An 11,779-nucleotide genomic window follows, 5' to 3' on the forward strand; every position below is an offset into this window, starting at 1 on the left:
CCGTGACGACCGCGGTGGCTTCAACCGTGACCGTGACCGCGGTGAGCGCGGCGGCTTCCGCCGTGACGACCGCGGCGGCCACCGCGGCAGCGACCGTCCGTTCAACCGCGACCGCCAGGGCGACCGCCCCGGCTTCCACTCCGGCTCCCACTCCGGCTCCCACGACCGCCCGTACGGCCGTCGTGACGACCACCGCGGCGGCGGCTCCTTCGGCCGCCGCGACGACAAGCCGCGCTGGAAGCGCAACGGCTGACACGGCCTCACCCGGCCGACCCGAAGGGCCCGCACGACACCCGTCGTGCGGGCCCTCCCGCGTTCCGCGCGGGACACGTCCGGACCCGCCTCGGCGATACCCGATCGGAGTCCCGGCCACGTCCGGCTATGCTCGGGTAGGCAACATCGCCAGGGGCCCTTAGCTCAATTGGCAGAGCAGTGGACTTTTAATCCATTGGTTGTGGGTTCGAGTCCCACAGGGCCTACCTCTCGCAGGCAGCGGCACACCGCCTCTGACCTGCTGCGCGGCGCTCGAATCGGCTTCGGCCGGCTCGGGCGCCGCGTCATTTCACGGGGCGCTCGTCCCGGTTCGGGTCGAGGAGCTGCACGGCGACCCCGGTGAGGACCAGGCCCGCCGCGATGAGGAGGCCGTCGGGGACGACGATGCCCGCGGCGAGCATGGTCACCCCGACGGCCAGCGCGCACCAGGCGCCCGTGCGCCGGTACTCGCGGGGGCGGGCCGGACGGCCTTCGGAGAGTGAGCGGACGAAACGGGGGTCCTCGTGTTCGAGACGGGCCGCGAGATCGACCAGGCGCTCGTCGTCGGACTGGGGCACGGCTCCTCCTTCCCAGGGGGGCGGCCGCCCGGTGACACCGCCGACGGTCATCGCCCCGTGACACCGGGGCGCAAGAGGGCGAACCGTCGGCCTGCCGCGAACTCGGCTCGGTACAAAGGAGTTTGCCCTTCTGCCGACGTCGTCACCCGCCCGGTACGGCAGACTCCAGCGTCACCCACCGCCACCGGCCGCGGCCATCCGCCGAGGGCCCCATCCCGCCCGGGTTCCGGTGCGTACCCGGGCCGCCCGGCCGGCCGCGGTTCCGGGGGAAAATGGGGGCTGTCACCGATGGCGCGGGGCTCGCCCCGCTGCGGCACCCGGTGCGCGCGATCACGACGACGGACCCGCTCCGCCCCCGGACACCGTCCGGCGGCCGGCGGGCGCGGCGAGAGCGCCGAGCTGATCATCCCGTTCCCCACCGTGCCGGACCGGCGGGAGGGCGAGCGCGCCACGAGCAGCGCCCGCGCCTGTTGTCAGACTGGACCCCCACAGGCCCGTCCGCCCTCCCGGGAGTAGGAACCGATGCCCCACCCGTACGTCCTGCTGTCCGCCGCCGTCTCCCTCGACGGCTACCTGGACGACACCGGCCCCGAGCGGCTGCTGCTGTCCGGTCCGGCCGACTTCGACCGGGTCGACGAGGTACGGGCGTCCGTGGACGCCATCCTGGTCGGCGCCGGCACGATCCGCGCCGACAACCCCCGACTGCTGGTCAACTCGCCCGAGCGGCGCGCCGCCCGCGTCGCCGGGGGCCGAGCCGAGTACCCGCTCAAGGTCACCGTCAGCGGCTCCGGCGACCTGGACCCGGCGGCCCGGTTCTGGCACACCGGCGGCGAGAAGGTCCTCTACACGACCGACGAGGGCGCCGGGCGTGCCCACGCCCTCGGTCTCGCCGCCGACGTCGTCCCGCTCGGCGCCGAGCTCGACTGGCGGCTGCTGCTGGAGCATCTGCACGCCGAGCGCGGGGTCCGGCGGCTCATGGTCGAGGGCGGCGGCACGATCCACACCCAGCTCCTCACCGAAGGGCTGGCCGACGAGCTCCAGCTGGTCCTCGCCCCGCTGTTCGTCGGCGACGTCGAGGCCCCCCGCCTCTTCGGCCCCGGCTCCTACCAGGGCGGCCGGCTGCGGCTGGTCGAGAGCCGCCCGATCGGCGACGTCGTCCTGATGCGCTACGAGCCCACCGCCCCCGGCACCGGCCCGCTGCCCTCCGCCGCCGACCACCACTGGCTGGCCCTCGCCTGCGAGCTGGCCGCCGAGTGCCCGCCCTCGGAGACGGCGTTCAGCGTGGGCGCGGTCGTGGTGGCCGCCGACGGTACGGAGCTGGCGCGCGGCCACTCCCGGGAGGGCACCGACCCGGTGGTGCACGCGGAGGAGGCCGCGCTCGCCAAGACCGATCCCACGGACCCCCGGCTCGCCGGCGCCACCGTGTACTCCAGCCTGGAGCCCTGCGCCCGCCGCGCGTCCCGCCCCGCGCCCTGTGCCCGGCTGGTCCTGGACGCGGGGGTGCGGCGGGTGGTCACGGCCTGGCGCGAGCCGGACACGTTCGTGGCGGGCGCCGACGGCAGCGCGGTACTGGCGGCCGGGGGCGCCACCGTCGTCGTCCTGCCGGAGCACGAGGACCGCGCCAAGGCGCCGAACGGACATCTGCTCGGCCGCTGAAACCAGGGCGCCGGTAATGGGTGTGCGCCGTGTCCCGCGGATGGCGTACACTGGTTTCAACGACGCGGGGTGGAGCAGCTCGGTAGCTCGCTGGGCTCATAACCCAGAGGTCGCAGGTTCAAATCCTGTCCCCGCTACTGAAGGCCGAGGGCCGGAATCCAAGGATTCCGGCCCTCGGTGTTTTTGTTCCTCCCCCACTCCTCACTCTCACTCAGCGTGAGCACTCCACCTCGCAGCGCATAACAACTGACGTACGGTCAGAAACCATCCGCCGCCCGAGGCGGCCTGAAGCGCGGTCAACTCGCCCGTTTTTGACCGCCCATGGCACTTAAGTCCACCCGGAAATCGTTAACGATCAAGAGGAACAGCTTGGAATCAGGCCCTCGCGTCTATTAACGTTCGATAACGCAGCGCGGTCGTCCCAGCCGTCACAGAAGTCGGCTCCGTGCGCACGCGCCGAATCCCGCGAGGGAACCGGGGAACCACCACCATGGGGTGAATCGCGTGGATACCGCCGTGGAGACACGGCGCGTATACGCGCGTAGGAGACCTTCCCGCTCCGAACCCGTCAGCTAACCCGGTAGGCGAAGACGGAAGGAAAGGAGCGCGCCCACGTGGCGTCCAACCCGCCTGCCCCCGAGGCCCCGTTCAAGCCGAGCGACACCTTCGCCTACGGCGCCGGCCGCACCGACGAGGGCCCCTTCGAGGAGTGGAACCCCACCGCGGAGTCCGTTCGCCCCGTACGTGGCCGGCATCGCGTCTCCAAGCAGCGCGGCGGAGGACTCGCCCGCAGCTCCACCGTCCTGGGCGTCGGGGTCATCGCGGCCGTCGGCGCCGGCGGCATGGCCAGCGCCCAGACCGGCAAGCCCCCGGTCTCGATCTCCATGCCCGACCTCCCCAACGTGGGTTCCCTCATCCCCGACGAGGAAACCCCCGAGGGATCGGCCACCCCCCTCAGCACCCTCGGCATGACCGCCGCCGACACCGAGCAGGGCGCCGCCGACGCCGGTGAGGCGCTGCGCACCCGGATCATGGCGCAGGTCGAGCAGCAGCAGGCCCAGGCCGAGAGCAAGGCCGAGGCGGAGGCCGTCGCCGCCGCCGAGAAGGCGGCCGCCGAGGCCGCCGCCAAGGCGGAGAAGGAGGCCAAGGCCAAGGCCGAGGCCGCCAAGAAGAAGGCGGAGGAGGAGGCCAGGAAGAAGGCCGAGGCCGAGCGCCTCGCCGAGCTGGCCAAGCAGTACGCGCTGCCGACCTCCTCGTACACCATCACCTCCACCTTCGGGCAGGCCGGCGCCTACTGGTCCTCCGGCCAGCACACCGGCCTCGACTTCGCCGCCCCCACGGGCACGCTGATCAAGGCGGTCCACACCGGCACGATCACCTCCGCCGGCTATGACGGCTCCTACGGCTACAAGACCGTGCTCACGCTCGACGACGGCACCGAGATCTGGTACGCCCACCAGTCCTCCATCAGCGTCAGCGTCGGCCAGAAGGTCAACACCGGCGATGTGATCGGCCGCGTCGGCTCCACCGGCAACTCCACCGGGGCCCACCTCCACCTGGAGGTCCACACCGGTGGCTCCGCCTCGGGCATCGACCCGCTGGCCTGGCTGCAGAGCAAGGGCCTCACCGTCTGAGCGACCCGGCTTCCCACGCCCTGGACCCCGGCAGTCCCGACGACGTCAGGGCTGCCGGTCAGGTGTTCTCCGGGGCGGTGCGGACCCGTCAGGGCCGGTGGGCGTTCGGATCGTACGCGCCGTACGGGTACCCGTACGGCGGCTGTCCGTACGGCGGATGCCCATAGCCGCCGTAGCCGCTGTATCCGTCATAGCCGCTGTATCCGCCGTACACCGCCCACGGCGCCGCGGTGACCGGAACCCGGGGCGCGGTGGCGCGGGCCGCGTGCTCCAGGGCCGGCCGGGCCGCTGCCCGTCGGTGCCACAGCTCCAGCAGCAGCTCACGTTCCCGGGTGACGAAGTCCAGCCCCGCCCGCCCGAGCCGCCCCCGGTGCCGCAGGAACGCCAGCGACGTCGCGTACGCCTCGTACGCGGCGACCGACCGCGCCGCCGCCCTCCCGCCGCAGCGGCGCGCGTACCGCCGGGCGACGCGCCGCGCCCGCATCGAGCCCAGCGCGAACGGCTCCGCCGCGTCGAGCCACCCGGCGGCCACGTACGCGGGCAGTTCCTCCCGCACGGTCCGCAGCTCCCGCTGCCGCGTCCACACCACCAGCCAGGTCAGCAGCCCGAACACCGGCACCATGAACACCGCGTACACCACGAGGAAGCCGTACGGGCCGAGCGTCGAGGAGCCGTTCCACAGCGCGTGCACGCCCATCGCGAGGAGCAGCCCGCCGAGCGGCAGCAGCACGCGCCGGACCCGCTGCCGGTCCGCGGACAGCGCGGCGACACCGAAGCCGATCCCGGTGAGCACGGTGAACAGGGGATGCGCGAACGGCGACATCACGATGCGGACGAAGAAGGTCGCCGCGGTGACCGAGGCGATGCCGCTCTCGCCGGTGAGCTGGTCGGTGCCGAAGGCGGTGCCGAGGTAGAGGATGTTCTCGGTGAACGCGAAGCCGGTGGCGGTGACCCCGGCTATCACCACGCCGTCGAGGATCCCGGTGAAGTCGCGTCTGCGGAACAGGAACACCAGCAGGACGGCCGCGGCCTTCGCGGACTCCTCCACCACCGGCGCTATGACGGTCGAGCCCAGGGTGTCGGCGCCGGTCGGGTCGGCGGTCGCCGTCGCTATCCACCGGGTGGCGAAGCTGTTCGCGACGATCGCCATCAGCGCCGCCGCACAGGCACCCCAGGCGAAGGAGAACAGCAGGTTCCGCCAGGGTCCCGGCTCGACCCGGTCCAGCCACCGGAAGGCGGCGACGAGCAGCGGCACGGGCAGGACGGCGAGGCCGAGCCCGACCAGGAACCCTCGCGTCCCGGTCTGCTCGCGCACCAGCGCCAGGATGACCAGCCCGGACAGCGCGAGCAGCGTGATCAGCGCGCCGTACCGCACCCAGGGCCGCTGCCACCAGTGCGCGTGCCGCGGCACTCCACCGGGGGCTGCGCCGGGAGGCGTCGGGCACGGAGGGCTGGTGGCCACGGGATCGACCCTAACGAGGCGGGGCTGTATCAGGCTCGGTCTGCTGCCTGCTCGTCCTGCGGTACGCGGCGGAAGAGCACGTCGTTCACGACATGACCCTTCTCCAGTCCCTGCGCCTCGAAACGGGTGAGCGGCCGGAAGGCGGGACGCGGCGCGAAACCGCCGTCCGGCCGCGTGTTCTCGAAGCCGGGGTGCGCGGTGAGCACCTGGAGCATCTGCTCCGCGTACGGCTCCCAGTCGGTGGCGCAGTGCAGCACGGCCCCCGGTGCGAGGCGGCTCGCGGCGAGGGTGAGGAACTCCGGCTGGATCAGCCGCCGCTTGTGGTGCCGCTTCTTCGGCCAGGGGTCGGGGAAGTAGACGCGCAGCCCGCCGAGGGAGCCGGGGGCGAGCATCTCGCGCAGCAGGATGATCGCGTCACCGTTGCCGACCCGTACGTTGGTCAGCCCGAGCCGGTCGGCGAGGTTGAGCAGATTGCCCTGGCCGGGCGTGTGGACGTCCACGGCGAGGATGTTGGTGGCCGGGTCGGCGGCGGCCATCCGCGCGGTCGCCTCGCCCATGCCGAAGCCGATCTCCAGGACGACGGGGTGCTCGTCGCCGAAGAACTCCGCGAGGTCGAGCCGCCGGCTGCCGTCGATGTCGAAGCCCCAGGCGGGCCACAGCCGCTGCAGGGCGTCCGCCTGCCCGGCGGTCACCCGGCTGCGCCGCGGCTGGAAGCTCCGGATCCGCCGCTCGAAGTGCGATCCGGCGGGATCGGCCTTCGGCCCGTCCGGGAACCGGGGCTCCCCCTTGGCCCGGGCAGGGCGGATCGGCACACCGGGTGTGTGCGTCGGGTGCGGGGCTTCGGAAACGTTCACGGAGTCAGACACAGTGCTGTCGATTTTACGGGGGCACGGGAAACGGCCGCCGTGCCCTCAGCGTCCCGCTCTCTCCAGTGCCGCCAGGGACCGCCGCGCGACCTCGCGGCCGATCGGCAGGGACGCCGTCGCCGCCGGTGAGGGGGCGTTCAGCACGTGGACCGCGCGGGCGGTCTCCTGGATCAGGAAGTCGTCGGCCAGGGTGCCGTCCCGCAGCACCGCCTGGGCCCGCACCCCGGCCGCCGCGGGCACCAGGTCGTCCTCCCGCACGGCGGGCAGGAGGCGGCGTACGGCGCGGGTGAAGGCCTCCTTGGACAGCGAGCGGTGCAGCTCGCCGGTGCCGTACCGCCAGTGGCGGCGGGCCAGGTGCCAGGAGCCCGGCCAGGACAGGGTCGCCGCCAGCTCGCGCGGACGCACCGTGCGCCAGTCGTAGCCCTCGCGGGCCAGCGCCGGTACCGCGTTGGGACCGACGTGGACGCCGCCGTCGACGCCCCGGGTGAGGTGGACGCCGAGGAAGGGGAACGCCGGGTCGGGCACCGGGTAGACCAGGCCGCGCACCAGTTCCGGCCGGGCCAGCTCGTAGTACTCGCCGCGGAACGGCACGATGCGGGCGCCGGGCTCGTCGCCGGTGCGACGGGCGATCTCGTCGCAGTGCAGACCCGCGCAGTTCACCAGCACCCGGCCGCGTACGACGTCACCGCCGTCCGTCAGGACGGCGACTCCCCGGTCGGGGCGGCGGTCGACGCGTGTCACCCGGGCTCCGTAGCGGATCTCCGCACCCGCCTCCCGCGCGCCCTGGGCGAGCCTGCGGGTGACCGCGGTGAAGTCGCAGACGCCGGTGGTGCCGACGTGGATGGCGGCCAGTCCGTCGACCTCCGGCTCGTACTCCGCGATCTGCGCGCCGCACAGCTCGCGGACCGCGATGCCGTTCTCCCGGCCGCGCTGGACCAGGGCGTGCAGCCGGGGCAGCTCCTCGCGGGCCGTGGCGACGATCAGCTTGCCCGTCACGGCGTGCGGGATGTCGTGCTCCGCGCAGAACTCGACCATCTCCGCGGCGCCCGACACCGCGTACCGGGCCTTCAGCGAGCCGGGGCGGTAGTAGACGCCGCTGTGGATGACGCCGCTGTTGCGGCCCGTCTGGTGCCGGGCGGGGCCGGGCTCCTTCTCCAGCACCGTGACCCGTGTGCCCGGCGCCGCACGCGTGAGCGCGTACGCCGTCGACAGGCCGACGATCCCGCCGCCGATCACCAGCACGTCGCAGTCGTACGACCGCCCGGTCATCACCCGCACCACCTCCCGCGTCCGATAGTGCACTGCGCCACTGACAACGCCTTCAAACCCGGGAGGCGCCCCGGGGTGCGATTCGGGTCAGGCCGTGGTGCGTGGTGCGGGCCGGGTCAGGCCGTCGTGCGGGCCGGGTCAGGCCGTCGTCATCAGCAGCGGGCGGGCGCGTTCGCGCAGTTCGACCACGCGGGGTTCGTCGCCGTAGGGCTCCAGACGGTGCAGGAGGTCCTTGACGTACTCGGTGGTGCGGGCGGACGAGATGCGGCCCGCGACCTCCACCGCGCGGACTCCCTGCTCGCAGGCCGCGTCCAGGTTGCCCGACTCCAGTTCGGCGACCGCCGAGACGACGAGCCGCAGTCCGTGCGAGCGCACGAACTCCTCCGTCGGGCTGGACAGCGCCTGTTCGGTGAAGCGGCGGACCTGGCGGGGCGCCTTCAGGTCGCGGTAGCACTCGGCGGCGTCGGCGGCGAAACGGTCGTAGGAGTAGAAGCCGAGCCAGGTCGGGTCGCTGTCGCCGGGGCGGGAACGCTCCAGCCAGCTCTCCGCCGACTTCAGGGCGGCCCCGGCCGCCTGGGCGTCCCCCGCGCGGGCGTGCGCGCGTGCCTCGACGAGGCGGAAGAAGCTCAGGGTGCGGGCGGTGGCCAGGCCCCGGTTGCGCTCCAGCGCGGCCTGGGCGAGGTCGACGCCCTCGTCGCCGAAGCCGCGGTAGGTCGCCTGCAGCGACATCGAGGCGAGTACGTAGCCGCCCAGGGGGACGTCGGCCGCCGCGCGGGCCAGGCGCAGGGCCTGGATGTAGTAGCGCTGGGCGGCCTCCTGCTGGCCGGTGTCGAAGGCCATCCAGCCCGCCAGGCGGGTGAGTTCGGCCGCCGCGCCGAAGAGGGAGCGGCCGACGTCGTCGGAGTAGGAGCCGAGCAGCAGCGGGGCCGCCTCGACCCGGAGGCATTCGGGGACCATCGACGAACGCCAGTCCCCTCCGCCGTACTTGGAGTCCCAGCGGCGGGCGTCCTCGGCGGCCTCCCGCAGTTTGCGCACATCGCTGTGGCCGACTTTGGCCGGTGCGCCGGAGCCGTCGGCGGGGTTCGCCTCACGCGCCACCGAACTGTCGGCCGGGGTTATCAGCCAGCGCGAGGCGGGCGTCGCGTACGCGCTCACCGCGAACGATCCGGCGAGCGACTGCCAGATGCCGCCGGAGCCGGCTCTGCGGCCGGCGAGGTCCAGCCGGTACAGCTCCGTGGCGGAGCGCACCGCCTGCCCGACGTCACGGGGGAAGGCGAGGCCCACCTCGGGTGCGGGGTCCGCGTCCGCCAGGCCGATCTCGTGGAGCGGCACGGGCCGGCCCAGCTTCTGGCCGATGGCGGCGGCGATCAGGTGCGGAGCCGCACCCTGCGGCACCATGCCCTTCGACACCCAGCGCGCCACCGACGTCTTGTCGTAGCGAAGCGTCAGTCCCCGCTGGGCGCCGAGGTCGTTGACGCGTCGCGCGAGGCCTGCGTTGGAGATTCCCGCGAGGGCGAGGACGGCGCCGAGCTTTTCGTTCGGCCCGCGTTGCTCCCTGGACATGAGCCACCCCTCGACACAGACGGCTGCCGCGCTGGCATAACCACGCGGCATTCGTAAACCCAGCGTAGTTCGCCGCATCCCAAGCGTTAAGGGGCATTCTTCCGGATGGCGGGATTGTGGTCCGTACTGAAGTACGGGTCCGATACGCGCAGTTGCGGCGCGCTCCCGGTGTGTGGCCGTGCGCCTGTGCGTGCGCTCTTCTCCGGCCATCGCGGGAGCGGTTCCATGGGTGGCGCGTGGGTCGGCCCGCTGTACTGGATCCAGTGGGCTGGGGGACACCGCCGCCTTCATCCCCGCGGGCGGCGGAACGGTCCGGGAGGCGTGCTCCGCCTCCCGGACCGCACGACCGCCCAGCGGTGCGCAGAGCCTGTACGGAGCGTGTTCGAGACGGATCTCACCGCTTCGATTTGGCCGAAAGTCGACCTCGCTCTTTCGGGTGTATCACCGCTTCTACCCTGGTAGTTGACGGCGCGTTGGGGGTTGAGGGGGCGCGCGATGGGGGCGCATTCGCGTCGTGATGGCGTGGGCGACTGCGTGGCACCGGTACGGTGACTCCTCTGTGGCGGGCGCCTGTTCGGAGCGGGGCGAGTGTCTCCGCCGGGGCGCGTTCGCCGGAGCGCATACGGCTCCGGCACCCCTCCTGAGCGCCTCCTTCATGGCAGCATGGGGAACCGGTTCGTACGGTGCACTGGTTGTCCACAGTCTGTGGAGGCGGCGATGCGGTGGTTGGTGGGATGGAGCAGCACCGCCGCGGGAGCCGTGGGTTTCGGCCCCACCGGCTCCGCCGGCGCCACCGGAGTGGACGGCGAGACCGTGCACCCCGTGGGATCCCAGCTGCTGTGGGGTGACCCCGACCCGCTCTGGGCGGTCGGCGACTGGCGCCCCGACGAGGTACGGGTGGTCAAGGCCGACGAGCAGACCCGGATCGCCGTCCTCGGCACGTGCGGGGCCTCCGACGAGCAACTGCGCGTCGCGCTGTTCGCCGCACGGGGCGGGGCGCTGCGGCACCTGACCGCCTGGCCGGGAAGCTACACGGCGGTGGTGCAGGTGGGGCGCCGGGTCACGGTGTGCGGTGACCTCGCCGGCGCCCGGCCGGTCTTCCACACCCCGTGGGCGGGCGGTACGGCGTACGCGACCGCCGCGCTGCCGCTCGCCGACCTCATCGAGGCCAACCTCGACTTCGGGCACCTCGCCGCGCTGCTCGCCGCCCCCGACGTGCCGGCCGCGCTCCACGACTCCACCCCGTACGACGGCGTGAAGCGCATTCCGCCGGGGCATGCGCTGATCCTGCGCGCCGGGGCGCGCGAGATCGCCGGGTACGAACCCGTCGCCTCGCTCGCCGTCGCCGCGCCGCCGGCCGACCCCGGCCACGCGGTGGACGCCGTGCGGGACGCGCTGGTCGAGGCCGTACGGACGCGGCTGTCCGCGCCCCGGCACGTTCCCGGCGCCGGTATCGATCCCGGACCCGTGCCCGGGATGGGGCCCGCCGAGCGGCGGGCGGCCCGGGGCACGCCCGTGCCGGGGATCGGGGCCGACCTGTCCGGCGGGCCGGCGTCCGGGGCGCTGGCGCTGCTGGCCGCGGGGCTGCCCGGGATGCCGGGGACCGTGCTGGGGCACGGGACGGGGGCGGGGGAGCGGCTGCTGGCCGTCACCTTCAACGACCTCGCGGGCGGGTCCGGCGGCGGGCGGGACGACGCCGAGCTGGAGCGGGCGGGGGTGCTGGCCGCCAATCCGCGGCTGCACCACGTGGTGGTGACCGGTGCGGAGTCGACACTTCCGTACGTCGATCTGGACGGGCCGCTGACGGACGAGCCCGGGCCCTCGCTGGTGTCGGCCGCGCGGCACCGGGCGCGGCTGGCGGCGGGCAGCGCGGACCACTTCACCGGGTACGGGGCGAAGCAGGTGCTGGACGCGCATCCGGCGCGGCTGGCCGATCTGCTGATGGACCGCAAGCGGCGGCACCTGGTGCGGCCGGTCGCCGCACTGGCCAAGGCGGACGGGTCCGTGATGGTTCCCGCGCGCGTGTACGCGGCCGCGCGCCGGCTGGCGCGTACGCCGTACCGGGTGGGGCTGGAGTCGCTCGCGGAGCGGCTGCTGCAGCGGCGGCTGGACGATGACGGGCCCGGGGGCGCGGCGGATGCCTCGCTGGCCGCGCTGACCTGGGGGAGACCCGGGCCGGCGGCGCGCTGGCTGACGGGTGAGGCGTTGGCTGAAGTATCGGTTCGTCTGCAGGCGTCGACGCGGCGGTCCGAGGTGGGGCCGGGGCAGCGGCCCGGTGACTTCCGGGCGCGGGCGGCACTGGCCCGGCACGCGGCGGACCTGCGGGTGCTGGAGCAGGCGGCCGAGATCCGGTCCCAGCGGCTGCACGCGCCGTTCCTCGACAACCAGGTCGTGCGGGCGTGCCGGGCGCTGCCGGAGGCGCTGCGGGTGCAGCCGGGGGCGCGGGCGTCGATCCTGCGGTCGGTGCTGGAGGGGGCGGGGGTGCGGGAGCTGCCGGCG

The 11,779-nt window shown here is 73.8% G+C and carries 8 protein-coding genes, 2 tRNA genes, 1 pseudogene and 1 riboswitch; of the genes and pseudogenes, 6 read left to right on the forward strand and 5 right to left on the reverse strand.

Annotation, left to right across the window (positions count from 1 at the left end):
• Together KUM38_RS42655 and KUM38_RS39145 are read left to right on the forward strand one after the other, a co-directional pair.
• Window positions 1–253, forward strand: a pseudogene (locus KUM38_RS42655) (RNA helicase); the annotation flags it as partial.
• A gap of 153 nt (window positions 254–406) precedes the next feature.
• Window positions 407–479 (forward strand) — tRNA-Lys (locus KUM38_RS39145).
• Window positions 480–557: 78 nt separating this feature from the next.
• On the opposite strand, the gene KUM38_RS39150 is transcribed toward KUM38_RS39145, so the two are convergent.
• Entirely contained in the window at window positions 558–830 is a 273-nt protein-coding gene (locus KUM38_RS39150) for a DUF3040 domain-containing protein (RefSeq protein ID WP_217136906.1), read from the reverse strand.
• A 522-nt stretch (window positions 831–1,352) separates the two neighbouring features.
• Here KUM38_RS39150 and KUM38_RS39155 point away from each other — a divergent pair.
• The 3 genes from KUM38_RS39155 (at window position 1,353) to KUM38_RS39165 (ending at window position 4,120) form a co-directional block, all read left to right on the forward strand.
• Window positions 1,353–2,486 carry a dihydrofolate reductase family protein gene (locus KUM38_RS39155; protein WP_217136907.1) on the forward strand — a complete coding sequence of 378 codons (1,134 nt, stop codon included), beginning with the start codon at window positions 1,353–1,355 and terminating at the stop codon, window positions 2,484–2,486.
• A 63-nt stretch (window positions 2,487–2,549) separates the two neighbouring features.
• Window positions 2,550–2,623: transfer RNA gene (locus KUM38_RS39160), tRNA-Met, on the forward strand.
• A 307-nt stretch (window positions 2,624–2,930) separates the two neighbouring features.
• Window positions 2,931–3,088, forward strand: a riboswitch (cyclic di-AMP (ydaO/yuaA leader).
• Window positions 3,089–3,100: 12 nt separating this feature from the next.
• Complete coding sequence (locus KUM38_RS39165; RefSeq protein ID WP_217136908.1) at window positions 3,101–4,120, forward strand: M23 family metallopeptidase; 1,020 nt, start codon at window positions 3,101–3,103, stop codon at window positions 4,118–4,120.
• Window positions 4,121–4,208: 88 nt separating this feature from the next.
• On the opposite strand, the gene KUM38_RS39170 is transcribed toward KUM38_RS39165, so the two are convergent.
• The 4 genes from KUM38_RS39170 to KUM38_RS39185 form a co-directional block, all read right to left on the reverse strand.
• On the reverse strand, window positions 4,209–5,582 hold the full coding sequence (locus tag KUM38_RS39170) for a PrsW family intramembrane metalloprotease (RefSeq protein ID WP_217136909.1): 1,374 nt from the start codon (window positions 5,580–5,582) through the stop codon (window positions 4,209–4,211).
• 29 nt (window positions 5,583–5,611) lie between these two features.
• On the reverse strand, window positions 5,612–6,448 hold the full coding sequence (trmB, locus tag KUM38_RS39175; RefSeq protein ID WP_217136910.1) for a tRNA (guanosine(46)-N7)-methyltransferase TrmB: 837 nt from the start codon (window positions 6,446–6,448) through the stop codon (window positions 5,612–5,614).
• A 45-nt stretch (window positions 6,449–6,493) separates the two neighbouring features.
• Entirely contained in the window at window positions 6,494–7,717 is a 1,224-nt protein-coding gene (gene lhgO / locus KUM38_RS39180) for an L-2-hydroxyglutarate oxidase (protein ID WP_217136911.1), read from the reverse strand.
• Window positions 7,718–7,855: 138 nt separating this feature from the next.
• A complete protein-coding gene (locus KUM38_RS39185) occupies window positions 7,856–9,280 on the reverse strand; it encodes an MFS transporter (protein WP_217136912.1) in 1,425 nt (474 codons plus the stop codon).
• A 717-nt stretch (window positions 9,281–9,997) separates the two neighbouring features.
• On the opposite strand from KUM38_RS39185, the gene KUM38_RS39190 reads away from it, so the two are divergent.
• Window positions 9,998–11,779, forward strand: a 1,782-nt coding sequence (locus tag KUM38_RS39190; RefSeq protein ID WP_217136913.1) for an asparagine synthase-related protein, incomplete at its 3' end; no start/stop codon positions are given.

The sequence above is a fragment of the Streptomyces sp. AC558_RSS880 genome (genome assembly GCF_019049255.1).
In the GTDB taxonomy this organism is placed as follows: Bacteria; Actinomycetota; Actinomycetes; order Streptomycetales; family Streptomycetaceae; genus Streptomyces.

Coding starts and splice junctions, on each gene's coding strand:
- lhgO (WP_217136911.1), bottom strand. CDS start 7,717: ATGACCGGGCGGTCGTACGACTGCGACGTGCTGGTGATCGGCGGCGGG.
- KUM38_RS39155 (WP_217136907.1), top strand. CDS start 1,353: ATGCCCCACCCGTACGTCCTGCTGTCCGCCGCCGTCTCCCTCGACGGC.
- KUM38_RS39185 (WP_217136912.1), bottom strand. CDS start 9,280: ATGTCCAGGGAGCAACGCGGGCCGAACGAAAAGCTCGGCGCCGTCCTC.